Below are 25,531 nucleotides of genomic sequence, written 5' to 3'. Positions count from 1 at the left end.
GGGGTATATTTAGAATCAATCTAAACTTAATCCCAATCTAAAGCTCCCTTTTTTATTACGTAGATAAAACCCAGCAGAAGTGTCGCCATGAAAATAAACATTTCAATAAGACCGGTAGTACCTAACGCCTTGAAATTTACCGCCCAGGGGTACATAAAAATAACCTCCACATCAAACAGCACAAACAAAATGGCTACCAGGAAATATTTAATAGAGATTGGTGTCCGGGCATTACCCACTACCTCAATACCCGACTCAAAAGGTGTCAGCTTATCTTTTGTTTTTCTTTTGGGCCCTATTTTGTGCGTTACAAACATTGTTGTTACCACAAACCCTAAAGCAACCACCATTTGAAATATGATGGGTAAATAATTAACCGGTAAACTTTGTGCTTCCATGCTGCAAATATACTAATGCCTTAATAATAAAAAAGTGTGATTTATAAGGTTGTTAATCATTTCTGCAATTCAGTACTAATCTTGATTACAAATCGCCATCATTAATCAATTTCTCAAACCGGAGAAATAAAAAAAGGCCTCTTTTCAGGAGGCCCTTCATATCTGTTTATATAATGTTATTTACCTTTTCCAGCTCCGCCCTTGCGTTGGAAGTAGGCGGCGGCACTTTTGTTAGCAGGATCAAGTTCGCGCGCTTTAGCAAAGTTTTCGGATGCTTTAGCGTCGTCTTTCTCTTTATACTGGTAAATCGTGCCTAGATAAGCATAGGCTTCCGCTAAACTTTTCTTAGTTTTTTCGTCAGGGGCGCCCTTTGCGTTAACCACTTCTATATACTTTTCGTAGTATGGTTTCGCATATCCTGAAATGTTATTACGGTCTTTTTCTTTTAAATCGTTAACACGTGCACGATATAAAAAAGCATCTGCAAACGGACTGCTAGCTGTTTTGGCTATTACATAGCTAAATGCACTGTCGGCGCGTGTAAGCAGTGAATCGTTAGGCGCTTTTGTATCATAACCATAATAATAGCTGATACCTTCGTAAAAATAGTCGGTTAACTTAACGCTGTGGCCACCTTTAAGAGTAACTTCCCTGTAAGCATCTCCAGCTTGCGCGTATTTCTTTTGGCGGAAATACGATTTAGCGATCTCAGCGTACACATCAGTCTGAGTACTGTCAAGAGTTAAAGCTTTCTGTAATGTAATGATACCTACCGAATCCTGATTAAGAGCGATCTGCAAACGACCCTGATATAAATAGTCACGCGGGATGATACGTTTTGGATCAGCTTTCTGGAACCAGGTGTTGATTGCAGTTAAACCATTTTGATAATCTTTGTTTTCGTAAGCCGCATAAGCCAGGTAACGATAAACCCTTGCATTAGTGCTTGCTGATTTTGACAGATCAGTAGCTACCTGTTGTAAAGTTTTATAATCACCAGCCAGGATCAGGAAGTCGGCATAACGCATTTGAGATTCTACCGATTGATCTGTTAAACTCAGGTATTGTTTGTAGTGATCAACAGCTTCTTTAATTTTAGCAGAAGCCATTTTGGGGTCAGTTAACGACCAGCGCAGGTCGGTTTCAGCCCATTCGCGGTAAGCAGGGCCATAGTTGGCGTTGATAGCCAATGCGTCTTTAAATTGCTGCTCAGAGCCATCAAAGTTATTAGCAAATTTATACAATACACCGGTTGCAACCTTAGCAGCCGGGTTTTTAGGATCAAGCGTAGAAGCGTCAGAATAGTTTGAGTACGCTTCGTTACTTTTTAACACAGAGCGGTAAGCATCACCTAGAGCGATAAGCAAATCAACATCTTTTGCATTGATAGCTTTTCCTTTAGTCAGTACTGCAATAGCAGCATCTGCATCAGCAGGAGTTACTTTTTTATCGGCAGTGGTAGGCAGCAAATATGATAAACCCACATACGTGTAAGGTTTTGCGTCCTTACCTGCCAAAGCTACAGCCTGATTAAAGTTAGTTGTTACACCGGAGTTATCCTTATCTAAACGGGCAACAGCACCTAAACCGGCATAATTTAATGCTGATTTTGGATTTGCAGCAATACCTTTATTGAAAACGACTTTCGCCGAATCAGCATAGTCCTGTTTAATGTACACCCAACCCAGATAAAAGAAATTCTCATCTTTGGTTGGCTGAGTAGTAGTAAGCGTTTTGAGCATCGACTCTGCTTTCTGATATTGTTCGGCGTCAATAGCTTTTTTGGCGTCGGCAAGACTTTGCGCAAAAACTGATGATGAACCTAAAAATACCAGTCCTAATGAAGCCTTAGCTATTTTACTGATCATTTTCATCTTTATTTAGTTATAGTTTACTTTTTTAAAATTATCTCTCTCGGGGGAATTGAATCAGGTAGTAAACCCGATTTCAATATTATCCGTTGCCCCACATCACTGGCCAGGAACGTAACAAATCCTGCTGCTAAACCATTCTTACTTGAGCAGTTGATCAAATATAAACTCCTGCTCAAAGGGTACTGTTTTAAGACAAGTGATTCTTGCGAAGGTTTAAAATATTCAATAGGATACTGCTTGTTTCCTTCATCTCTAACCCCTACAACTTTCACTTTTTCAACATAATCTGCGTACTCTTTTTCCGGGTTATTAATCCAGCTAAAGCCTATAATGCCTAATGCATCAGGATGTTCGCTTACGTACTTAATAACTTCGATATTTGATTTGAGCGCGTATATATTCTTCTGCTTAAACTCCTTATTACCAGAGAAGTCCTTCAAATACCTTACCAAACTTGAGTTCGGATTGTCAAAAACTATAGTTTTATTTCCGTCCCCCTGGCCTTTAAGCTCCTTTTTTAATTGAGCGACAGTAATAGCGGTATCATTCGACGCCTTATTAACTATCAATGTAATTGCGTCAACTGCAAAAGGTACTTCCTCAACACTCAATGTACGGCGGGTTATTATATTACGCTCCGCGGTATCAAGCCTGCGCGATAATACCGCAAGCCTAACACTGTCGTTTAACAACATATTTACAGCCTGGTTTTCTGTTTTATAAATAAATACCGGGTCGGCGTTGGGGTACCGGCTTCTGTAAACATATTCTTCCTGTGCTACTATTGGAGAAAAAGATTCATCGGCTACGAAAGTTGCTCTTCCGGCGTTGAAGCTGTCGGTTGGTACGGATTTTACTTGTTTTTGCTTGCAAGCCTGTAAACCGGCTATTAAAACAATTAAAACCAATACATATACAACCCCTAATTTAATCTTCATACTGATCCTTCTTAAACAATCTCGAAAACCTCAAAATCGCGTATCCTATAATAAACGCACCGAAAAGTAAACGTTGATAATGTTGCAGTTGCAGCGGGAGCGCGTCCCAAAACATGATCATGAGACCTAAAACCACAAAGCAAATAAATGCAGCAGTTCCTAAAATAAGCAAAAACCGCCTTTTGGGCGATTTTTGCTCTTTATTGTAATTAAATGGCATTACTTATTCTTCAGATGCTAAAGTAAAGCTGATTGGAACGCTGTACTGTACACGAACCGGACGACCGTTTTGTATACCTGGTTTCCATTTTGGTGAATTTTTCAATACACGAACCGCTTCTTCGTCGCAACCGCTGCCGATTCCCCTAACAACTTTGATGTCAGTTAAAGAACCATCTTTTTCCACAACGAATGTACAAATTACACGACCTTGCGTATTGTTTTCACGTGCTACAGCCGGATACCTGATGTTTTTGCTCAAATACTGACCAAATTTCTCTAAACCGCCGGCAAATTCAGGAACCTGCTCAACTGAAGTAAAGATCTGGTTAGGATCGGCTTCAACAACTTGTTTAACGTCTGAGTTACCTACCGGCTCATCAATCCTGATGTCGGCGTTAGGATCACCTTTTTGGTCTTTTTGACCCGGATCGGCAACAGCAAGCTCTTTCACTGTCGGTGGATCTTTCTCCTTAACCTCGTTATCTGGTTTTACAACCGGAGGAGGGAAACGTACCTGGTCTACCTTTGGTTTTGGTGGTTCAGGTGGCGGCGGAGGTGGTTTTTTGGTTTGGTCAACCGGTGGCGGAGGTAACAGAACCACGTCTGTTATCTTCACTTTTTCGTCTTTCGCTGGGATAAGACCTTTGATCTTGTTGATGATAGTTGGCAAAGAAACTATAAATACAAAAACCACAATAGCAATGATCAACGACTTGCTGGTGTTTTTTGAATTCTCTTTCCTTAGCTCGTAAGCGCCATAGGCTTTATTACGATTACTAAAAACAACGTCGATCCATTCCTGCTTTAGTATGTCTAATTTTGATCCTAACATCTGTTAAGGCTTTAATGGAAGTTTATAACGTTATTTAATATTATTTATTATCGTTGTACAAGCCGTCTTTTTTAAGCAACTCAATCTCCGGTGCTGAAATATCAACAATACCATAGCTTTGGATATTGGCGATATTGATCTCATCAAGCGTGCTAACCATATTTTTATATTTTGATTTATCGCTTGGTTTAATCACAACAAACATGTATTTGCCTGTTTTTTGCTGTACTTCTTTGCTTTTTTCAATTAACGTTTTGCGTAACCCGTTAGGGCCAAAATTGTCAATTGTGGGCGCTGATTTTCCCGGCTCGCCGATGTACCACTCCAATTTATCGTCGCTTCCCAATAAAATGGTCATCGAACGAGAAGCGGCAATATCCATCTGATCTTTTGTTTTCTCATCCTTATCAGGCATGGCCAAGTCCATCGCTTTTGGTTTAGCGAGTGTAGTGGTCATGATGAAGAAGGTGATCAACAAGAAAGCCAGGTCAACCATCGCGGTTAAATCTACACGGGTTGATTGCTTTTTACTGCGAACCTTACCGCCTTTATGTTTGCCTCCCCCGGAGGTATCTAATTCTGCCATGGTCTTTTATTTTTTGGAGCACCACCGGCGCTGCCCAAATCCGTAATTAAACTAAACTTGTTAACTTTTTGCTTTTGCAAAATACCGATAACATCCTTTATAACCGGATATTCCTCTTTGCTATCACCTTTAATAGCTAAACGAAGTTCCTTGTTGTGTAAGGCTTTGGTAGCTATACGGGCCTGGCGAATCCAGTTGGTAAGCTCTGCCGAAACAGAGTCTCTCGGGATACCCGGCTGTGCATATTTCTTTTGCTGATCAGCAGATAAAGCAATAAACTGTTTCAACTGGTTCATTGGCACGCCAAATGAATTGATAGATGAAAAACGGGTTTGCTCTTCAGGGGTAAAGGTCATATGATATATCGAACCCATCTGGTTCAACATTTCCTTACGGATATCAACACCTTCAACACCAAAGAAAGCTTTTTGATCACCTACAGATACTGTAGCAAAATCAGACTCAGGCACTGGCTGCTGGATTGAAGACTTTGGTATATCAATAGGTACCGGATCCTCGGTTTTTACTTTTGCGGTCATGATGAAGAAAGTAAGCAGCAGAAACGCCACGTCGCACATAGCGGTCATGTCAATTGCGGTGCTCTTTCTTGGAACTTTTATCCTTGCCATGTTAAATTTCTTAAAAATATATAGTGTTTCAGTATTAACTATCTTGCCCCTAACTTATTGTGCATGAGGCATAGCACTAATATATTCTTATTTATTTTTGTGAGATGAAGCAAATGTTTGTACAATGCTAAATCCTGTTCTCGTCAATAGCGTAAGTCAACTTATCAATTTTTGATGTAAATACGTTGTACATAACAATTGAAATAGCTGAAGTACTGATACCGAATGCAGTGTTGATCAAGGCTTCAGAAATGTGAGCTGATAGTTCAACCTGGTTAGGTACACCGGCAGTTGCTAATGAAGAGAACGCTTTGATCATACCCACAACCGTTCCTAACAGACCGGTTAATGTACCGATAGATACCAAAGTAGCGATGATAGTTAAGTTTTGCTCAAGCATTGGCATTTCTAAAGCTGTAGCTTCTTCAATATCTTTTTGGATAGCTAAAGTTTTTTGATCAACGTCAAGGTTTGGTTCAGCTTCCATTTCGCCGTATTTTTTCAGTGCTGATTTGATAACGTTAGCAACAGAACCTTTTTGTTTGTCGCACTCTGCAGAAGCACCTGCAATGTTACCGGCATTTAAAAGAGATTGGATTTTCCTTACGAAGCTATCAACACTACCAGTACCTGAAGCTTTGCTGATAACGATGAAACGCTCGATAGAGAAAACGATAACCATTAATAAGAAACCCATGATCACCGGTACGATAACACCACCACTGTGAACTGTGCCGAAAATGTCTGTTGGATAAGCGTTAACATCACCACCTTTAAAGTGGCTTGGATCACCTAAAATGAATATAAAGATACAGGTTGTAACAATAAGACAGATTGGAATGGTTAAAGAAGCAAACATGCCAGATGCACTTGAGCTTTCTTTCTTAACAGGAGTAGTTGGTTTTGTTGGTGCGTTTGCCATTACTTTTGAATTTTTAGTTTTTGTTTTTGTTTATTTTATAAGTTAGTTAAAATGCGCTGTTTGTTGGGAATAACAAAAATAGAATTTTATTGAATTAAAAAAACCATTTATGTTATTCTTTACAATTTTTTAATACAGAATATCATTCTGTGTATTGTTGGTGAATATAAACGCAACATTACAATTTTATTGTGTGTTACCAACACAATTATATGCAATGAAAACCATTTTTTTTAAAAATAGCAAGTGATAACACATAAAATTTGTGTTACCAAGCTAAAATAGCCCGTTTTTTTAAGTTTATAAAAGGTATCTGTACCTTTTAACTATGATGCAAGCTTTGTAACAGATAGTTGTGCACTTTGTTTAAAAATGCTTCTTTCAAATAAGTTTGTTAAACTATCGGTTTATAATTGTTTATTTTTTTCAGATCACCCGCCGGCTTTTTTAGCTTTATACCCGTCGGTTTGTAATAATACAAGTATTTTATCCCTGAAATCGCCCTGGATCAGTATTTCGCCATCTTTAACCGAGCCACCAACCCCGCATTTCGATTTCAATTTTTTCCCCAACGCTTCCAGGTCAGCATCGGCGCCAATAAACCCCGCAATGCGCGTAACCAGTTTGCTGCCTCCTTTACGGTCAAGATATATTTTAAGATTTTGCTGCTGTGGCGGCAATGTTTCGGCCCCTCCCCCACCGGTTTCCTGGTATTGAAAATCGGGGTCGGTTGAGTAAACTACGCCTGTAAAATTTTTCTTAGCCATATTGATCAATTTTTAAATGACGGGCCAACTATAACCTTTAATGATTTTGGCAATATATTAATATCTATGCCCGTACCCGCCACCTGGGGTTCGCCATCCAGGTGAATAGGGCCGGCGTGCTCCCTTTTGATCAGGATCTGCTTACCGCGGATAATTTCTACGTATTTTGAGCTTTCGGTTGCTTTAATCAGCATACGCATGCTCATCTCCGGAAACCTCCACAGCGGAAAAGGCTTTATCACGCAAACATCCAGCAAGCCATCCTGCAGGCTTGCCTTGGGCGATATATGCACATTATTGCCATATTGCGAAGAATTGGCTATACTGAGCATAAATGCCTTATAATCATATTTTTTCCCGTCGATATCCAGGTGATAATTTTGCGGCTGGTAGCCAACCACCTCTTTTATCGACGATTTTATATAACTGATAAAACCACGCTTTTTACCATGCGAAAAGATCTCGCTGATGTGAGCGTCAAACCCCATGCCTGCCATATTAAAAAATGGCTGCCCGTTAATCCTGGCCGAATCAATAATTTCGGTACGGCCCGAGGCAAGGTTTTTAATGGCATCCCTTGTATCCATAGGGATCCCTAAAAACCTCGAAAGCCCGTTGCCTGAGCCAAATGGTACTATGCCAAGCGATGTATCAGTATCTACAATGGCCGAAGCCACTTCATTAACCGTGCCATCACCGCCAACGGCCACCACGGTATCAAATTTGCCTACAGCCTCGGCCGCAATTACCCGCGCATGGGCTATGCCATCGCTAAACGCTATAACCGGCTCCATTACACCGGCATCAACAGTATCTTTAATCAGTTCAGGCACCCCGTCCTTCTTCTTCCCGCCCGAAATTGGGTTTATTACAAATAACGCTTTCCGTTTCAACTATATATATTATTTCAATCGTCAAAAGTAAATGTATTTTCGGCTTTGTGAAATTTGTTTTATTTTTACCGCCCGAATGTGGACTGATTTAATGCTCCCTTTTACACCGGAGCCGGATTGCAACCACGTAAAAAAGTGCTAAAACCATGCTTCTTTTTACTGCCCGATCCGCCTTAAAACCCTCCCAGTCGATTTTTACTTTACTTATTTAAATTTTATGTCATATTTATTTACTTCAGAGTCTGTATCAGAGGGTCACCCGGATAAAGTGGCCGATCAGATCTCGGACGCGCTGATTGATCATTTTTTAGCATTTGATGCCGAATCGAAAGTTGCCTGCGAAACGCTGGTAACCACAGGCCAGGTTTTTTTAGCCGGCGAAGTAAAATCAAAAGCCTATCTCGACGTACAGAAGATTGCCCGCGAGGTGATCAACAGGATCGGGTATACCAAAGGCGAATATATGTTTGACGGCAGTTCATGCGGTGTGCTATCGGCCATCCATGAACAATCGCCCGATATTAACCAGGGGGTTGACCGCACCGCCAAAGAAGAGCAGGGCGCCGGCGACCAGGGCATGATGTTTGGCTATGCCACTGTTGAAACCGACAACTATATGCCGCTTGCCCTTGATATAGCCCACGCTTTATTAATTGAGCTTGCAGCCATCCGCCGCGAAAACAATGAGATCAAATACCTCCGCCCGGATGCAAAATCGCAAGTTACGCTTGAGTACAGCGACGACAACAAGCCGCAGCGTATTGATGCCATCGTTATATCAACTCAACACGATGATTTTGACGACGAACCGGCCATGCTTGCCAAAATCAGCGCCGATATCATCAGTATCCTGATTCCGCGTGTTAAAGCTAAATATCCTAAATACGCCCACTTTTTTAACGACGATATTAAGTACCACATCAACCCAACCGGTAAATTTGTTATCGGCGGGCCGCATGGCGATACCGGCTTAACCGGCCGCAAAATTATTGTGGATACCTACGGTGGTAAAGGTGCACATGGTGGTGGTGCTTTCTCGGGTAAAGATCCTTCAAAGGTCGACCGCTCGGCTGCTTACGCCACCCGCCACATTGCTAAAAACCTGGTTGCCGCCGGTTTGTGCGATGAAGTGCTTGTACAGGTATCCTACGCAATCGGCGTAGCGCAACCAATGGGTATTTACGTAAATACTTACGGCACCGCCAAGGTCGACCTGCATGACGGCGACATTGCCAAAAAAGTAGAAGGTATTTTCAATATGACCCCATACGCCATTGAAACCCGCTTTAAACTGCGTAACCCTATTTACAGCGAAACCGCGGCTTACGGCCATTTCGGCAGGCCTAACGAAATAGTTACCAAAACTTTTGTTGGCCACGACGGCAGCAAGTTGGAACGCGAAGTTGAGCTGTTTACCTGGGAAAAGCTTGATCATGTTGATAAGGTTAAAGCAGCCTTCGGGTTGTAATTAATTACACCTATATAATATACGCAATAGCGGCGGGCTTACCTGTCGCTATTGTTGTTTAAGCCCCTCTATATCTCCCCCGGTTGGGGAGAATTGAAGCCCCTCTCCCCGGAGAGGGATTTAGGGTGAGGCTCCTTCCTAATTAAATTATAAATACATACATTTATCACCCAAAATCCCCCGAACCTAATTAATGCCCACTAATACCCGTAATGCCGTAACCGCTATCATTTATTTTGCTGTATCAGTTATGATAACGGCATGGTTCATTGAACAAAAGTTTGGCTATGTGGTAACTCCAGATGCCATATTACTATCCAACATTGTTGCAGCCATTAAATGGATAGTGATGACGATTGCGGCAATGGTTTTACTTAAAGAAAACAAATGGTTATTTATCAGGCGTACGGCGTTTGCCAGCCTGGCGGGAAGCTGCGCCATGTTTTCTGTTTATGCGTTCAGATATATACCCGGAAGCAGCTGGCAGCAATTCACCTACGCCATGGCTTTTTCCCTGCTGGTAATGACCATATTCTTTTTTAAGGCCATTATAAGTACGCGGCTATCGCTTAAATGGTTTGCGGCATGGTTGGTTTGCCTTGTTATAAGTATTGTATTACAAGTTAAAGTGGTGTTTAGCCTGCACCCCGGAATTGTAACAAATGAGGTGTCCCATTTTTTTGATTCCCGAAAAAAAGTGAAATTCCCTAACCCCTTCTTTTTTTAAAAAACCGGGTGTTCCATTTTTTGAGAGCCGAAACGCGAAACAGGCGTTTAATGAAACACCTTAAAAATCAACTATTTAGCATTTTCGGTGAAACATAGTTAAATATTTGATTATCAATAATTAAAGTTTTTTACCAGTAAATTCAACCGCTCATTAAAGCAGCGGTTAAACGCGTTTTTCATCTTTTATTTTTCACGTTTTTTTGCTGTTTTTGGGGATTTTTATTCGAACTCTCCATTTTACAGGCAGGTACTGACAAAACAGCGCCACCAATATTGCAAAAACCTACAGCTAAATTTGGTCTTCACCCAACCCTCTCCTTTGGAGAGGGCTTATGAAAATCCCCGGGGGGCATTAAGTCAATAGTACTAAGCCGGAAGACATAAGTCGGGTTTTCTCCGCTATAGCCGGGACTTATGACTTACAACTTCTGACTTACGACTTTGCCCTAAACATTAAGCATTAATTTATCTACGACATAACGCTATGATTGAAAAAAATGGACGACCACTGGTTGTGGAAATGATCCGCGCCGATGTGCGCGAGGCGGCGCGAAGAGACGCTAAAAGAGGGATTCGCCCGAGGGTTTATGACCCTGACGCTATCATTCCCGATGCTTTTATTATTCACCAGGCCAGTACATGGATGGCCATGGAACGCGAACGCCAAACGCCCCGGATGCTGTTCGGCGAGTTTTGGCTTGAAGGTGAGCTGTGTATCCTGTTTGCCGATACCAATATGGGCAAAAGTTTACTGGCCGTACAACTGGGCGACAGCATTACCCGCGGCAAAGCCATCACACCTTTTAAAATGGATGCCGAACCCTGCCCGGTTCTCTACATTGATTTTGAACTAACCGGCAAACAGTTTGAACAGCGCTATACCGATGGCAGCGCCACCCACACCTTTCACGAAAATTTTTACCGGGGTGAGTTTAACCAGATGACCGGCCTGCCGCAAGATTTTAAAACTTTTGATGAGTTTATCACCCACGGCCTTAGTCGCGCTATTAAACGTACCGATGCCAGGGTGCTCATTATTGATAATATTACCTGCCTGCGCAATGGTACCGAGCGTAGCAGCCAGGCGCTCTCGCTCATGAAACAGCTCAAACTGCTAAAAACCCGGCATGGCCTCAGTATTCTCGTGCTGGCCCACACCCCTAAACGCAACCCTTCACTGCCCATTACCCGCAACGACCTGCAAGGCAGCAAAATGCTCATCAACTTTGCCGACAGCGCTTTCGCCATGGCCGAAAGCCAAACCCAGCCCGGCTACCGCTACCTAAAACAGGTAAAACAACGCAACACCGCCGAAATGTACGGCAGCCATAACGTATGCCTCGGCCGGCTGGAAAAGCTAAACGGCTTTTTGCAGTTTGTATTTTCCCATACCGATAATGAGGTTAAACACCTGCGCCGCTACAGCCAGGTAGAACGGCAACGCCGGGCCGCAGATGTGCTCGCGTTTCATAAACAGGGTTTGAGCCAAAGGCAGATTGCCGGAAGATTGGAAATGAGTTTATCGGCGGTAAATAGGGTGTTAGGGGTTGCGGGGGGATGAGGAATGTTTCTATTTATGCTACTGCAAACGGCAGCGAGGGGCATTATAGGGGATTGTAAGCATAATAGCTAATCAGAAACAAGAGTAGAATAATCCAAAAGCAAATGATAGATCGAGAATATTGAGTTATCGAAGTTTTTGTTGTGCGAAGACATATAACTACCATCAAAAGTAGCATACAGTTTGATTGGGGATAAATGCTGAGATGTTGAAATGGTGGTTGTCGCCTTTAATAATTCCGTTATTCTCTTAGAAAGGGTTATATGGCTTAAATTGGCATTTTCAATGAACGCCATCATGCCTTCAAATGGTAGCCTAAATTCTGTATGCTCTCTATCTGCAAATTTTTGAATATCCAATACATAATTTTTTGAATCTGAAAGTATTTCAATTCTTTTACACTCAATCGCAAAATAGATTTCTTGCTTATTATCACTCGACCATGCTTTTTGGAGTCCTAATTCTTTTACGCAAATATCAATTTTATCTTCCTGCTCAATATTTGTATCGTCAGTATATATTTCTGTTGCTTCTTTACCAAAAAATATATCTTCTATACCTGAATTGATACTGTTGAAGTAGTCCTTATTTTTTCTCAAATAGTCATCAACAAACTTTGTTTTTAGGTAATCTTCAAATTTTTGCTTGCTGAATCTTTTTGATTTACTATAGACTGTTTTATTAGCCAATTGCAACTGATAGCAATAAATAATATACTGAATAATAGAGATCAGACGTTTCCGCGTTATTGCTACCGGGTTCGTCCTCGATATTATAAAGGAATGAGCGTTATCAGGCATTAGTTTGTTTAGTTATATAACTTAATTCTGCCTGTTCTATAGTTTTTTTTATTTCGGCAACATCATACCAGGCAATAGCCTTATGCCAACATTTATATTCATTTGGCTTAATAATGTAAAACGAGTTCTTCTCGAAGCCCTTTATGTCTTTTTGGATAAATAGATTCTTAGTTGGGTCTTGGGTATTAATCAATTTGGATATGCTGAGACTATTTGCAATCCGCTTTAGCAATTCCTTAATGTTTGATTCATCTTTTATATATTCAATATTTGCAGTTAAACTTTCTCTCCTTTCTTTGGAAAAAATAAAATTTATTGCAATAAAATGAGTTAATGAATAAACTTCAACATGTAAATATTCGTCCTCATAAAGATTTGCAAACTCTTTAATGAAAATACTTATGTATCCTTTAAGATATTCTTGATTATTATCAACTCTCTGGGTAAACTTTCTTTGCTTACTTTCTTGAAATTGATATCGTGAAACATTTAAGACGTAATCAATAAGATCTTTCTCATACCCTTTTATTTGATAGGTAGAATTTATAATATCGTTTATTTCACTAAGGACTTTTTTCGCTATTGGTAGCGTTTGAGATTGTAGGATCTTAGAATAATATGCTTCTAAGGGCTGTAAAAACTTGTCAATTAACAATGGTAACTTATCCTCAATAGATGGCTCTGCCTCCACGAAAGGAAACGATAAATATTCATCATGCAATCTGATTTGAGGTCTTGTTGACACCCCCAGGAACATGCCGTTATATAAATATAATATGTATAAAGATCAGAAATAAAATAGGCCATCAATTGTTTAAGCGCATTTTCGTCTAAAGAAGCAATTCCCCATATTCCATTTTTATAAACACAATCTTTATCAGCATATGATATTACTAATTCGCTTTCATTTCTTGCCTGCTCCTTAATCAATATCTTTTTCCCATAGAACAAGTTTTTTTCTACCACTTTCAAAATATACATCTTCTTCCCTAAGTTGGTTACGTGCAGGATCAATTGCTGTATAGTATTCTTTTATTTCCTTATTTTCGATAAGCGGCAGTCCTATCAAGAAATCAGCAAAATCCTCCCCTTTATTCGATTTAACGCCAGCTCCTGCAAATAATATTTTGTTATCTATTAGATCGTTAATAGTTTTTTTGTTTTTTGCAATCTCTTTAGAAAAACAAAGTCTAAAGTATTTCCATAAAGTGCCACCTTAAACATCCAGTCATTTTCCAAGAATTTTTTTGCTGTATTTCTTTTTGATCGAACTTTTCAATAATTAGGGTCTTAAAATACTTTAGAAAGATGTTCGACTTTATCGATATGTGCTTTACAATATTACTTAAGTGCTTGTTGTCATCGGATAAACGATAATAAACAATAGCAGCGGGACTATTCTTTTCTTCAAAAACCAATCTTCTAACTGGGGAAAGGTCAAAAAATTTGTCTAAGCAATAGGTTGTTAAAAATTCCTTTTTGAACGCCTTAGTGTTATCAGAAATGTTATAGAAAATAGTGCTGGTTATAATTAAAGCAGAAACGGTATTTGGGTGCATAAAATCTTTTGATCTTAGCAAAAAAGACTGTGCGATCTCGAACCGACCTGTAACCTTCTTATTTTCTTTTAGCCATGCCAAATGTTTATCACCCTTATTACTTTTCCAAGGTGGATTCCCTAAAATAAAGTCCTGATTCTTTGATTTTACAATTTCATTAAATGGATGATTGGTATCAAAAAAGTCCCCACTAAAAAGATTTTCATCTATTAATTTCGGAAATTTAAAATTATCAACGATAGTCTTTGGATCTTGATAATCCAAAATTGCTATGTAAATGGAAAAACAAGTTACTTTGAGAGCCTGTTCATTTAGATCGACACCAAATAAATTATTTTGGGCGATCTCTCTAAGTCTGGTTTTAGTCACTTTGCCATTATTGAGAGCAAGTTCCTTGTCAACCATTCTTCTGTAGGATTGAACAATAAAAATTCCAGAACCGCATGAGGGATCAAATACCTTACATTCTGCTGTTGAGTTGTTCAATAAATGTTTGTCAACAGTTTCAGCAAGGATATACTCTACCAAAAAAGAAGGTGTGTAAACTGCAGAATGCTCCTCTCTTGTTTCTTCATTTATTAAAGATTCATATATTCCACTAATAATTTCTACTGGAATTATACTAAAATCAAAGACATCGAAATAAAATTCAAGCAGATTGTCAAAAAGAGTGGGTTCTACTTTATTCTTGCTACCGTCAAATATCAATGATAACGAATAAGCTTGGAGCTGTGAAAGTGTAATATCTGTATCCTTAAATAATACTCCATTAAACTTTTCATTTAAAAACCTAAAAAAGCTGTTCAACTTCACAGGATTATTAATTAGCTCGCTAACCCCCGTCTCTTTTCAATGATTGAATTGCCTTGAATATATCCATCGCTTATAATTACATCTCTATCAATAAGATATCTTATAAATATTAATCGTAAGATTAATATATTCGCATGATCTTCGGTTAAACTACTATTACCATTTAACGCTGTATCCGTAAGCTTTTGCCTAACTTCTTTTATGTTATCGAATAACCTTTGGTTAACTCTTTTTTATGAATAGTACTTTTATAGTAATTTACTTGTAACCATTTCCAACTTTCCCCACTTTGTAAGTTCCAAAAAGAAAATATCTTATTCCTTTCATTATCTTCAATATTTATCCTTTGAAGTTGGTCTGATTTTTTATCATAATTAAATGCATTATATAGCTGAATTTCGCCATCCTTTAATATAAAAATTATAGGAGAATAGTCAAAAGACCACACTTGTCTATGAATTTGTTGTTCCCGGGAAGGATTCTTACCTATGGTAAGGTCAAAAAACAAAATATAGGGCTGATTATTAAATATAAAAAAAGCATCAGGTTCAATTAATTCTAATCTTTTCTGAATATCTGTAGAAAGGGCATGGAAAGTCGATCCGTCCTTTTCATCTCTGAAAAAGATCGCTTCTGTGGAAAGTAAATTTAAGCTCTCTAATAATTCTAATAACTGCCTGCTTGCCAATTGCCAATTTTTTTAGCAAATTAATGAAAAATCTCTGATTTGCGTAGGCAAATTTAATATTTAATTACCCCTTAAGTCAAAATACTCCTGGATTTAGTTTTAGACACTTACCGACCGCTGGCGCATGCCCCTGTTACCGCTTGCGGTAGCAAAAAATCGGGAACGCTGCCGCAAGGCTGTGCCTTGTAGCCCACATGCAAGGTATAAAACAATGCATCTGCATTACATTAAAGTATCAGCCATGCCTCCCCGCCACCGCAAGCAAATCCTGACCTATGCAATAAATATACGTCGATAAACCGGCGGTTGGTAACCTGCCCAAAAGGTATATTGTCCCGGGCAGGCCCTTTGGCAACATATCAAAATCAGCAGGCTTTATTTCATTCGCACCTGCAAAAACATCTAACTGCTGCCCACCGAGGAGGGCGTTACGCCAAAACGCTGCTTAAATGATCTGCTGAAGTGGGCTGTGGTTTCAAATCCGCTTTCAAAAGCCACGTCGCTTATCGTTTTTTCACTGTACATGCTCAGCAGGCTTCTGGCGTATTGCAGGCGCTTTTCTAATAACCACTTGCCGGGCGTACTGTTAAAGGTTGCCTGAAAATCTCTTTTAAATGCCGAAAGACTGCGGTTGGTTAATTGGGCAAATTGCTCCAGTTTTAAATTGTAACGGTAATTGTCTGTCATTACCCTTTCCAGGCTTACTGCGCGGGGCTCGTTTACCAGTGAGCAAAAGTAGGAGAGCAATTCGCTGTTAACGGGATTATCCGCTATAGTTAGGATCAGCTCCTTAAATTTTAATTCTAAAAGGGATTGCGCAGGTTCCCTGGCTTCGGCAAAGTAAGAAGCCATGGAATGAAAGAAACCCGCCAGGGTTTCGCTGGAATTCAAGGTGATCACCTGCCTGTGCCCGGCGCTTTTTACAGGCGCGCTAAATTTTTGGCCGAGGGTTTGACAAATAAACTCGTCGGGAATAAAGAAGAGTACAAGGCAAAATCCTTCGTCAAAAAATTGTTCAAGTACGAATGCCCCTTTCCTGATAAACACGCAGCTACCTGCACCAATATCGTACGACCCTTCGGCGGTATGCCAAATCTTCCGACCCTCCACTACGTAAAACAGGTAATTGTGTTGGGTCCAGAGCGGCGAAAATTTGTTCTTCATCAGGCGTGCTTCGGCGGGGCAGCTGAATATAGTGATCAGCGACTCGTTGCAGTTAAACTGACGATAATAGTTGGGGTGTTGCAGCACCCTGTCGTACAAATTATTCATAACGCAATACTATAAGCTAATTTAATTATTTTGAACTTTTAGGTCATTATTCTGGGCTTTTCAGACAAAAATATTCTTATCGCTCTCATTAACTTTGTTTCAATATCATAAACATAACACAATACAAATCAAAAACTTAAACCCATGAAAAATATGAATCCAAACAAAGCACTATGGGAAAAGGGTGATTTCACCCAGGTAGCAGCTACCATGCGCGAAAGCGGCGAGGAACTGGTTAATAAACTGGGAATAACCAAAGGGATGAAGGTACTTGACCTGGGTTGCGGTGATGGTACAACTGCTATACCGGAAGCCAGGCTGGGCGCAGATGTTACCGGCGTTGATATAGCCGCTAACCTTGTTGCAGCAGGTAACGCAAGGGCAAAGGCCGAAGGACTGGGTCAATGCAGGTTTTATGAGGGAGACGCGACCGACCTTCACGAATTAAAAGATGGTTCGTTTGACACTGTGGTTAGCATTTTCGGAGCAATGTTTGCTCCAAAGCCTTTTGACGTAGCTAAAGAAATGGTGCGCGTAACCCGGCCCGGCGGCAGGATAATCATGGGTAACTGGATACCCGGCGACCCTACCCTGGTAGCACAGATCCTTAAGATAAGTTCGGCCTATACGCCGCCACCGCCCGAAGGTTTTGTAAGCCCGATGTTATGGGGTATTGAAGCAAACGTTACAGAACGTTTTAAAAGTGCCGGTATAAATGAAGAAAATATTTCTTTTACCAAAGAATCCTTTACGTTTAAGGCTCCTTACGCTCCGGCCAACTTTGTTCAGGTTTTCAAAAACTATTATGGCCCAACCATGAACGCGTTTGAAGCTGCCGAAAAAAACAACAAAAGTGACGAGACTGCAACATGAACTGGAAGCTTTGTTCAATGACCAAAACACGGGCGGGGAGCAAAATACTAATATAAAGGCTACCTTTTTGAAAGTTACGGTAGTTAAGTAGCACGGCTAAGCTTAATTTAAAGGCATCACATTTTTGTGTTGCCTTTTTTGCTGGTGAGAAGCAGAAATGATTTTACGACACTCAGCACATTCCCCACAGCCTTTCGCTGGCGCACGCGTGTCGCGTGTGTCCCGCATGCTAAGTAACACGTCATGCTTGCCTATATATGTGCCTGCATGCTCGATAATCCATTATCCCTCGTCATCTGCATATCTTTATAAGCAAATTAGATACACGCGACACGCGTGCACCAGCCATAAACATGCTTTCAGCAAAATCAATTATGTGTATTAATATTTGAACCTTATTATTGTAGCTTTATACACCTAAAACATCCATGAGTCGCAAATACAAGTTTTTGAACAAAGAAGGATTATACTTTGTAAGTTTTGCCACAGTTTATTGGATTGATGTATTTATCCGATCTATATACAATCAAATTATTATTGAAAGCCTTACCTATTGTCAAAAGAATTTAGGCATGGAACTATACTGCTGGTGTATTATGCCAAGTCATATCCATTTAATTTACAGCGCAAAGAACAACAATCCTGAAATTATTTTAGGTCGGTTTAAAGAATACACGGCTAAACAACTTATAGCAACAATTACATCAAACATCCAGGAATCACGAAGAGACTGGATGTTGTGGATGTTTAAACGCGCTGCTTCAAAAAGTAGTAATGTTAAACAGAATCAATTTTGGCAACATCATAATAAGCCGATCGAACTTTGGACTGCAGCGGTAATTGAACAAAAGGCCGATTATATTCATAATAACCCTGTGGAAGCCGGTTTTGTTACCGAACCTTCATATTGGCGATATTCAAGCGCGATAGATTATGTAGATGGCAAGGGTTTAATCGATATTGAGTTTTTATAAATAGTACATACTTGCAGTCAGGATACACGCGGCACGCGTGCACCAGCGTTCAAAGGTTATTTCTTCAACAAAAAGGCTAATCATCTCTGATCAGCCTTTTCACATAATTACCCCGTTTAGTCTATTACATTTAACATTCATTTTCCTTTGTACTGTGCGCAACAAAAAAACCGCATAATGCACTTGCGCTTAATGCCAATAATAACGTAATCATAGTGTTTAATTTTAGGTGAATAATTAATTAATACTATAATTAGTACGTATAAAACGGGCTATGGTTTTATTAAAAAGCTTGTTTTTAGTACATTCAAAGCACTTTTATAAATCTCATCGCTTGAAGGGATAAACATTATTAATTTATTATTATTACCAGCAAATTTTCGCTACAATTAAAAACATATTTCACTATCAATACACTATTTAGCCGTTAATTGTTATTCATCAACATTTTTTGCCTCTCCCTTCTTCTTGTTTTTCTCTTCACTTTTCTTCTCTGCCTCCTCTTTAGCTATTTGGGCGTTCCGTTCAAAATAATATTCGTCAAGAATGTCCTCCATATCGCCTTTGCGGTAATCTTTGTTCTTGATTTTTTCCACCAGTCTCGGCTTATCGCTCACTATATCGCTCATAACTTCAATAAAATGTTGGCGGTCGAGCTCAGTAACGTTGTCGGGATCCGGGCCATAGTAATAAGTTCTGTCAAGATTGGAGTAAAACATGGTGGCTCCGCTACCAAAGCCTCCCACAGCAGTTTGATTATAACGCAGGCGTACATATAGTTTGGTTGGCCTATCAATAAGCACCAGCAAAATAGGAAAAAGCTCAAGGTCTTTATTATGCGATACTACGAAGCTATCTATCCCTATTACAAAAGCCCGAAACTGCGCAGTTTTAATCTTTTGTTTATCGCCATCAACAGTAACACGATACAGAAAATCATCACCTACGCCTTTGAAAAGACTACGATTAGGGACATTCCATCTAATAAAGCCGGTTATTTTGTTGTTTTGCAGGTCGTAATAGCTTCCGGGGTTCCATCGGCTAAGTACGCTTTTTTGCTGGGCACCTGCATCCATAAAGGCAGCACACAGTAACAGGAGGGAAAAAATTTGCGCATAAAGCTCAGGTGTTGTTGGTATACAATGCTGTGAAAATACACAAATTACCAATAGCACCCAATAACGATATTACCTGATTTTTCGACCAACAAAAATCATATCTTTAAAATAATTAATTTACCTGGACTTATCTTCCTGCTATGGAACCTATTGCACCAGCCCAAACTATTAACCAGATTATTGAACAGTTAGAGGCCATTATTGCCGATGCTATAAAAACCGACAGCCGCGCCGGATATTTTGCAGCCCTGTACCATAAGGTTACCTGCAAGGTAAGGGAAGGCATCCAGAACGGTGAGTTTGAAAACCCTGCCCGTATGGAACAACTGGACGTGATCTTCGCCAACAGGTACATTATGGCTTATCATTGCTGGCAGCAAAAACAGCCCTGCTCACAGTCGTGGGAGTTGGCTTTTAGCATTTTTGATAAACCGTCGAGACTGGTACTGCAGCACCTGCTCATTGGCATGAACGCGCATATCAACCTTGATTTGGGTGTTGCTGTTGTAGAAGTGGCGCGAAATCTCAACCAACCGCTAACCGAGGTCCATAATGATTTTAATTCCATCAATACTATACTTTCGGCGCTTACTTACGAGGTGATAAGCGAGCTGAACCGGATCTCGCCGCTGCTGTCACTGGCGGGCCTGCATGCGCAAAATAATTCTATCCTCATCCAGTTTGCCCTTGGCAATGCCCGCGATGGCGCCTGGTGCTTTGCCGAAGACCTGTTTACCCGTAACGGGGATGCTTACCCTAAGCAGATTGCCAGCAGGGATAGTGATATCAATAAACTGGGACTTGGCATTGTTAACCCGGTTGGGATGCTGCGTATTACCGTATGGATCATTCACCTGTTTGAAAAACGGGACCCATCCAAAATAACTGAGATTTTGAGTACTTATAAAAAGACTTATTTGAAGGTGAACCCAACTCCCTCAACCTGACAAAGTCAAAATCTATCTCACGTTATTATCTTACCATTCTCTCCACTCGCTGGCTAACCCCTCACCTCCGCCAAAATCTTTAGGATTGAGGCCGCAGGCTATAGTAATTTGATCGACCAGTGCACAAAGATCCTCCCGCTCGCCGGTTTCAATCAGGCTATCGTCTTCAGCGCTTAAATTATTTAATGTCAACACCGCCTTTTTAAAAGCGTTCACCTTCTCAGCACTTTGCGAATGTTCGCCAAGCCTTATTAAATCGCTGATCAAATTATCAAAAATAAGTTTAAACCTATTGCAATTTTCTTCAGTGTATTGTTCAAATCCTTCATTAAATGCTTCGCGCCATCGCACAAACGGGTAATCTGCCTTGCAACTTTTTAATTTTTCCTGATAAGTCATGCTGGCAGAATTATATCGAACCTTGTGTACAGATCCCATATCTGTTTTACTTTTAGTATTTGAATTGCAATTACACAACAGCTGAGCTATAATTAGCAGGAAGAAAACTTTCATTGTTTTGATAAGGCTTTAGATAATACATAATTAAGTAAATTTAAGATGCAACGCAAACTTGCAAATATAATTAAGACACTAATTGGTATTTTTTGTGACCTGCAGGCGCAAACAGACTAACTTTTTGACTCGTCCAAAATTCACTATCTTTGCCGCTCAACCGGTGATAATCACAACAATCGGTGACATCATCAAAAGGAAAGCAAAGTGGAACAGCAAACAATAACAACCTGGGAAAAAGGCTATAACAATTACGGGCCATGGCTTAAGGAAAAATACAAAGGCCATCGCGTGTTTAAAGTAATTGTTGATGGTGGTTTTACCTGCCCCAACCGGGATGGGTCGAAGGGTTACGGCGGTTGTACTTATTGTAATGTTGATTCATTTACGCCTTCCGTAAGCCGTAACGCCCCCACAGTACGCCAACAGGTTGAGGAAGGTATGGAACGTGCCCGTAAAGGCAACAAGGCTGATAAGTTTATTATTTACTTTCAGCCCAATACCAACACCTACGCGCCCGCTCATTACCTCAAAATGCTTTACGACGAAGCCCTGAGCTACGGCACCAAAGATATCGTAGGCCTTTCGGTAGGTACCCGGCCCGATTGTATCGATGCGGAAAAGATTGCTTTATTGGAAAGCTATACCGATCGTTTTGATGTTGACCTGGAAATGGGGATGGAAAGTATCTATAACGATACCCTGAACCAGATTAACCGCGGCTGCAGCCATGAAGAACTGGTAAAAGCCCTGAGTTTGGTCGAAAATTCAAAACTGGACATTTGCGTGCATACCATTTTCGGTTTCCCCTGGGAAACTAAAGAAATGATGCTGAAATATGCCGACGAGATCAACCGTTTTAAACAGATCAAGTTTGTAAAATTCCACCACCTTCATATTGTTGAAGGCTCGGTAATGGGCGTAAAATACAAACGCGAACCCTTCCACCTGTTTGGTATTGACGAATATGCCGATTTTCTGTGTGAGCTGTTACCGCTTGTTCGCCCTGATATCGTGATCCAGCGCCTCTTCGGTCTCAGCGACCGCGAACTGCTCATCGCTCCCAACTGGGGTTTGAAAAAATCAGAGATCCAGTATTATATTGATCAAAGAATTTTGAGCAGAGGTGTGGTGCAGGGAAGTGGTCTGAACCTTGATTTATAGGATTTGAGGATTGTCAGGATTTTTTATGCCGTGGTAGTTTTTCAGAAAAAACGAGGTTTGTGCGATTCCCTCTCTGCCGTTGTTGGTGTTGTCACCAACAACATTTAGAATATGATGTATTGAACAAATAGAAGTTGTTGGTGACAACACCAACAACGGCGAGAGATTACTCGGATTTTCAGGTAAAATCCATCAATCCGGCAAATTCCCCAAATCCCGGTTCTGGTTTAACGAATAAGCAAATCAATGCTCTTCCCCCTGCAACTAAAAACTGCCACTGCAACTTAAAATATCACCACTTGTCAGCTGTTACTTTCTAAACATTGGTATCCCTTTTGCAAACATTTACGTATAATTAAATTCATCTGAAAGTTAAATACGTCTATTTTGTCACAAAGAGCACAATCCAATTATATCCCGGCGTTAACCGGTGTAAGGGCCATGGCGGCTTACCTAGTTTTCATATCGCATTTTGCCTATGTGTTTGATGAGAAATTTCCCCACTCTGTGCAACGTTTCTTTAACGAGTTCCATATCGGGGTTACTATTTTCTTTGTGCTTTCGGGCTTTTTGATCGCATTTCGTTATTTTGATAGTTTTAAATTAACAAAAGCCTGGTTTCTGCAATACCTTAAAAACCGGGTGGCGCGCATCTATCCCATGTATGCCTTGCTTACCATTGGCGCGTTCATAGCTTATCATTTTACCCAAAACCAAACAGTAACAGCAGGACAAAACCCGGTGGTTATGTTTTTTATGAATATCGTTTTTGTGCGCGGCTTTTTTGACCAGTTTAAGTTTACGGGCATTGCCCAGGGCTGGTCGCTCACGGTTGAAGAATGTTTTTACTTTTCGGCGCCATTTATTTTCCTTATCGCCACTAAATACAAAAAGTTTTATATCCAGCCTATCGCGGTTACCGGTTTAGGGGCTCTGCTTGTACTCATCTTTAGTCATGTAAACTGGTTCGGCTTCTTCGGCAACTTTACGTTCATGATGCTGTACACCTTTTTAGGCCGATGCTTTGAGTTTTATGCGGGCATTCAGCTGGCGCTCATAGTACGCAAACAAAAGCTGGATGGTACAAGCAAAAAGAAGTTCACTTACCTGGGCTTTTTCCTGATCTTTTTTTGCGTGTGGATCATGTCTACGTTAACTATCCCGAAAGGATATGAAGCCGGTTTGCATAATCCCTGGGGCATTATAACCAATAACTATCTACTGGCTACCTCGATTGCAATCTTCTTTTATGGCTTGCTTACCGAAACTACCCTCCTTAAAAAGTTTTTAGCACACCCTTTTATTGAACTGCTGGGCAAAAGCTCCTACATATTTTACCTGATCCACTTAGGCTTTATGTACAATTTTATCCATCAGGGCATGAACAGTCTTAACGATTATGTTTTTGAGCTTTATGATAAATGGGGTGTCGACTGGCATTCGCCTTTTGAGTATGATAGTTTAAACCTTTTGTACGCCTTTATCGTTTTAAATATGGTTTCCATAACGCTGTTTAAATTAATTGAAGAACCGCTTAATCACTATATCCGCAAGTCTGATTTCCTGATTAAAAACCAAGCACGCAATCCCGAAAATGAATCAGCTAAGATCAAAGCCTAATTACAACATGCTAAAAAACGCTAACAAACTACTGATCATTACTTTCGCTTTACTGACCTGGTGCGCCGCCCTACCGGCCATGGCCCAGGAAACTGAAAAAGACCCAGCGGAGAATACCGACAAAAGCAGTGGTGATGATGAAGTATCAACGGTATTAACTATCAATAATAAGGATGGTATATTCAGTTCAACCGCCTCGTTCAGCTTTGAAATTAAAAACACTTATGATACTAACCAGGAAGGTAGCATATCATACAATATCACCACCGAAAATGGGCAAATTGTTAAAACCCTGTCAAAGCCGGTAAACCTTAGCAAAAAAAGCACTTCCAAATATGATTTTGAGGTGCCTAACCTAAAAACAGGTTTTTACAAGGTTAACATGATGATCAATGTGAGCGATTATGACGATACCACTCGCCGCGCTTTTGGGATCAGGCCGGAGGAAATCAGATCACAATATGCCAGGCCGGCCGATTTTGACCAGTTTTGGCAAACCGCTAAAGATGAGCTGGCAAAGGTAAAACCCAACTACAAAATTACCGAAGCACCATCCATGAACACCGGAAACCGCAAGGTTTACGAAATAGAGATGAAATCGCTGGATAACCTTACCATCCGCGGTTACATGACGGTACCTATCAGCAAAAATAAAAACAAGAAATTTTCGGTACTGCTGGGTTTGCCCGGCTACCAGGTAAAGCTATATCCCATTGTAGGTGATGACCCCGACCTCGTGATCATCACCCTAGACACCGCGGACAACAGCCGCGATGTGATCCACACCGAGCGGGATGCCTTTATCTCCTACCATATTGAGGATAAAAACAAATACGTAATGCGCGGTGTAATTATGGATTGCGTACGCGCTGTTGATTTTATTTACGCGCAGCCCAATTTAAGACACGATCAGATCCTGGCAACCGGCGGTAGTATGGGCGGTTATTTATCCCTTGCGCTTTCAGGCGTCGATCATCGTATAAACCTTTGCTCGGCACAAAACCCCATCATGAGCGATATCCGCAATTTGGTGGGCGCTGTTGAATGGCCCATTAACGATATTAAAAAATATGTTTTAAGCAAACCCGGCGTAACCTTTAACCAGGTATTAAACAATCTTGATTATTACGATGCAAAAAACTTTGCAACAACTATAAAATGTCCAACAATTTTAGGCTTGGGCCTTTTAGACCCCTACGTACCGCCCGCCAATGGTTACGCGGTATTTAACTCAATGAATACTGATAAACACGTAATGGTATTTAAAAACCTTGCACATGAGGTGAGCCAGGTATACAAAGATTATGAGGGCCGTTGGATGCGCGATACCTTCGGTTTGTTTTAAAACTTTTAAAATCTTAAACACATGAC

At 40.4% G+C, this 25,531-nt stretch carries 26 protein-coding genes and 1 pseudogene; 9 read left to right on the top strand and 18 right to left on the bottom strand.

All coding sequences use genetic code 11. The features are described 5' to 3' along the window. Positions 1 to 26: 26 nt before the first annotated feature. The 10 genes and pseudogenes from ACQ86K_RS04945 to ACQ86K_RS04900 all read right to left on the bottom strand — a co-directional run bounded on the left by ACQ86K_RS04945 (position 27) and on the right by ACQ86K_RS04900 (position 8,061). A complete protein-coding gene (locus ACQ86K_RS04945; protein WP_090533920.1) occupies positions 27 to 398 on the bottom strand; it encodes an NADH-quinone oxidoreductase subunit A in 372 nt (123 codons plus the stop codon). 176 nt (positions 399 to 574) lie between these two features. After that, entirely contained in the window at positions 575 to 2,272 is a 1,698-nt protein-coding gene (locus ACQ86K_RS04940; protein ID WP_091175778.1) for a hypothetical protein, read from the bottom strand. 17 nt (positions 2,273 to 2,289) lie between these two features. Further along, a complete protein-coding gene (locus ACQ86K_RS04935; RefSeq protein ID WP_431199917.1) occupies positions 2,290 to 3,210 on the bottom strand; it encodes a PstS family phosphate ABC transporter substrate-binding protein in 921 nt (306 codons plus the stop codon). Continuing rightward, positions 3,200 to 3,430: a hypothetical protein gene (locus ACQ86K_RS04930; protein ID WP_090533924.1), complete on the bottom strand. Its 231-nt coding sequence runs from the start codon at positions 3,428 to 3,430 to the stop codon at positions 3,200 to 3,202. Before ACQ86K_RS04930 ends, ACQ86K_RS04935 begins: the two co-directional genes overlap by 11 nt. Positions 3,431 to 3,433: 3 nt before the next feature. Then, a complete protein-coding gene (locus tag ACQ86K_RS04925; RefSeq protein WP_091175774.1) occupies positions 3,434 to 4,264 on the bottom strand; it encodes an energy transducer TonB in 831 nt (276 codons plus the stop codon). A gap of 40 nt (positions 4,265 to 4,304) precedes the next feature. Next, complete coding sequence (locus ACQ86K_RS04920; RefSeq protein WP_090533926.1) at positions 4,305 to 4,850, bottom strand: ExbD/TolR family protein; 546 nt, start codon at positions 4,848 to 4,850, stop codon at positions 4,305 to 4,307. Beyond that, a complete protein-coding gene (locus ACQ86K_RS04915) occupies positions 4,838 to 5,479 on the bottom strand; it encodes an ExbD/TolR family protein (RefSeq protein ID WP_431199916.1) in 642 nt (213 codons plus the stop codon). The genes ACQ86K_RS04920 and ACQ86K_RS04915 overlap by 13 nt, the downstream gene beginning before the upstream one ends. 87 nt (positions 5,480 to 5,566) lie before the next feature. Then, positions 5,567 to 6,401 (bottom strand): annotated as a pseudogene (locus ACQ86K_RS04910) (MotA/TolQ/ExbB proton channel family protein). A 431-nt stretch (positions 6,402 to 6,832) separates the two neighbouring features. Beyond that, positions 6,833 to 7,168 carry a translation initiation factor gene (locus tag ACQ86K_RS04905; RefSeq protein ID WP_129571484.1) on the bottom strand — a complete coding sequence of 112 codons (336 nt, stop codon included), beginning with the start codon at positions 7,166 to 7,168 and terminating at the stop codon, positions 6,833 to 6,835. Positions 7,169 to 7,173: 5 nt separating this feature from the next. After that, the gene (locus tag ACQ86K_RS04900) at positions 7,174 to 8,061 is read right to left on the bottom strand and encodes a diacylglycerol/lipid kinase family protein (protein ID WP_431199915.1); all 888 of its coding nucleotides are present in this window, start codon (positions 8,059 to 8,061) and stop codon (positions 7,174 to 7,176) included. 217 nt (positions 8,062 to 8,278) lie between these two features. Between ACQ86K_RS04900 and metK the strand changes: the two genes are divergently transcribed. From metK to ACQ86K_RS04885, 3 genes are all read left to right on the top strand, one after another. Then, positions 8,279 to 9,529, top strand: a complete 1,251-nt coding sequence (metK, locus tag ACQ86K_RS04895; RefSeq protein WP_091175761.1) for a methionine adenosyltransferase — start codon at positions 8,279 to 8,281, stop codon at positions 9,527 to 9,529. Positions 9,530 to 9,722: 193 nt separating this feature from the next. Then, the gene (locus ACQ86K_RS04890; protein ID WP_431199914.1) at positions 9,723 to 10,256 is read left to right on the top strand and encodes a hypothetical protein; all 534 of its coding nucleotides are present in this window, start codon (positions 9,723 to 9,725) and stop codon (positions 10,254 to 10,256) included. Between the two features lie 486 nt (positions 10,257 to 10,742). Beyond that, positions 10,743 to 11,819 (top strand): AAA family ATPase, encoded by a 1,077-nt coding sequence (locus tag ACQ86K_RS04885; protein WP_431199913.1) that lies wholly within the window; start codon positions 10,743 to 10,745, stop codon positions 11,817 to 11,819. A 68-nt stretch (positions 11,820 to 11,887) separates the two neighbouring features. On the opposite strand, the gene ACQ86K_RS04880 is transcribed toward ACQ86K_RS04885, so the two are convergent. From ACQ86K_RS04880 to ACQ86K_RS04855, 6 genes are all read right to left on the bottom strand, one after another. Continuing rightward, entirely contained in the window at positions 11,888 to 12,508 is a 621-nt protein-coding gene (locus ACQ86K_RS04880) for a hypothetical protein (RefSeq protein WP_431199912.1), read from the bottom strand. 103 nt (positions 12,509 to 12,611) lie between these two features. After that, complete coding sequence (locus ACQ86K_RS04875) at positions 12,612 to 13,376, bottom strand: hypothetical protein (RefSeq protein ID WP_431199911.1); 765 nt, start codon at positions 13,374 to 13,376, stop codon at positions 12,612 to 12,614. A gap of 165 nt (positions 13,377 to 13,541) precedes the next feature. After that, a complete protein-coding gene (locus tag ACQ86K_RS04870) occupies positions 13,542 to 13,688 on the bottom strand; it encodes a hypothetical protein (protein ID WP_431199910.1) in 147 nt (48 codons plus the stop codon). Positions 13,689 to 13,809: 121 nt separating this feature from the next. After that, positions 13,810 to 14,991: an Eco57I restriction-modification methylase domain-containing protein gene (locus tag ACQ86K_RS04865; protein WP_431199909.1), complete on the bottom strand. Its 1,182-nt coding sequence runs from the start codon at positions 14,989 to 14,991 to the stop codon at positions 13,810 to 13,812. 199 nt (positions 14,992 to 15,190) lie between these two features. Further along, on the bottom strand, positions 15,191 to 15,679 hold the full coding sequence (locus ACQ86K_RS04860; protein WP_431199908.1) for a hypothetical protein: 489 nt from the start codon (positions 15,677 to 15,679) through the stop codon (positions 15,191 to 15,193). A 402-nt stretch (positions 15,680 to 16,081) separates the two neighbouring features. Then, positions 16,082 to 16,951, bottom strand: coding sequence for a helix-turn-helix transcriptional regulator (locus ACQ86K_RS04855; RefSeq protein WP_431199907.1), 870 nt, complete (start codon positions 16,949 to 16,951; stop codon positions 16,082 to 16,084). 144 nt (positions 16,952 to 17,095) lie between these two features. Here ACQ86K_RS04855 and ACQ86K_RS04850 point away from each other — a divergent pair, with 144 nt between their 5' ends. Both ACQ86K_RS04850 and ACQ86K_RS04845 read left to right on the top strand, forming a co-directional pair. Further along, positions 17,096 to 17,824 carry a class I SAM-dependent methyltransferase gene (locus ACQ86K_RS04850; RefSeq protein WP_431199906.1) on the top strand — a complete coding sequence of 243 codons (729 nt, stop codon included), beginning with the start codon at positions 17,096 to 17,098 and terminating at the stop codon, positions 17,822 to 17,824. Positions 17,825 to 18,252: 428 nt separating this feature from the next. Further along, a complete protein-coding gene (locus ACQ86K_RS04845; protein WP_091176042.1) occupies positions 18,253 to 18,798 on the top strand; it encodes an REP-associated tyrosine transposase in 546 nt (181 codons plus the stop codon). 434 nt (positions 18,799 to 19,232) lie between these two features. Here ACQ86K_RS04845 and ACQ86K_RS04840 read toward each other — a convergent pair whose 3' ends face one another. Beyond that, positions 19,233 to 19,874, bottom strand: coding sequence for a hypothetical protein (locus ACQ86K_RS04840; RefSeq protein WP_431199905.1), 642 nt, complete (start codon positions 19,872 to 19,874; stop codon positions 19,233 to 19,235). Between the two features lie 182 nt (positions 19,875 to 20,056). Here ACQ86K_RS04840 and ACQ86K_RS04835 point away from each other — a divergent pair, with 182 nt between their 5' ends. After that, positions 20,057 to 20,863, top strand: coding sequence for a DUF5995 family protein (locus tag ACQ86K_RS04835; protein WP_091176037.1), 807 nt, complete (start codon positions 20,057 to 20,059; stop codon positions 20,861 to 20,863). 30 nt (positions 20,864 to 20,893) lie between these two features. On the opposite strand, the gene ACQ86K_RS04830 is transcribed toward ACQ86K_RS04835, so the two are convergent. After that, entirely contained in the window at positions 20,894 to 21,301 is a 408-nt protein-coding gene (locus ACQ86K_RS04830; protein WP_431199904.1) for a hypothetical protein, read from the bottom strand. A 282-nt stretch (positions 21,302 to 21,583) separates the two neighbouring features. Here ACQ86K_RS04830 and ACQ86K_RS04825 point away from each other — a divergent pair, with 282 nt between their 5' ends. The 3 genes from ACQ86K_RS04825 (at position 21,584) to ACQ86K_RS04815 (ending at position 25,505) form a co-directional block, all read left to right on the top strand. Continuing rightward, positions 21,584 to 22,540 (top strand): TIGR01212 family radical SAM protein, encoded by a 957-nt coding sequence (locus ACQ86K_RS04825; protein WP_256337574.1) that lies wholly within the window; start codon positions 21,584 to 21,586, stop codon positions 22,538 to 22,540. A gap of 387 nt (positions 22,541 to 22,927) precedes the next feature. Then, positions 22,928 to 24,160 carry an acyltransferase family protein gene (locus ACQ86K_RS04820; RefSeq protein ID WP_143020906.1) on the top strand — a complete coding sequence of 411 codons (1,233 nt, stop codon included), beginning with the start codon at positions 22,928 to 22,930 and terminating at the stop codon, positions 24,158 to 24,160. Between the two features lie 7 nt (positions 24,161 to 24,167). Beyond that, on the top strand, positions 24,168 to 25,505 hold the full coding sequence (locus ACQ86K_RS04815) for an acetylxylan esterase (protein ID WP_431199903.1): 1,338 nt from the start codon (positions 24,168 to 24,170) through the stop codon (positions 25,503 to 25,505). Positions 25,506 to 25,531: the final 26 nt, after the last annotated feature.

The organism is Mucilaginibacter sp. P19 (assembly GCF_050632265.1).
GTDB classification, from domain to species: Bacteria; Bacteroidota; Bacteroidia; order Sphingobacteriales; family Sphingobacteriaceae; genus Mucilaginibacter; species Mucilaginibacter gossypii.
The sequence above is the reverse complement of the archived record's forward strand: the minus strand, read 5'-3'. Positions and strand labels throughout refer to the sequence as shown.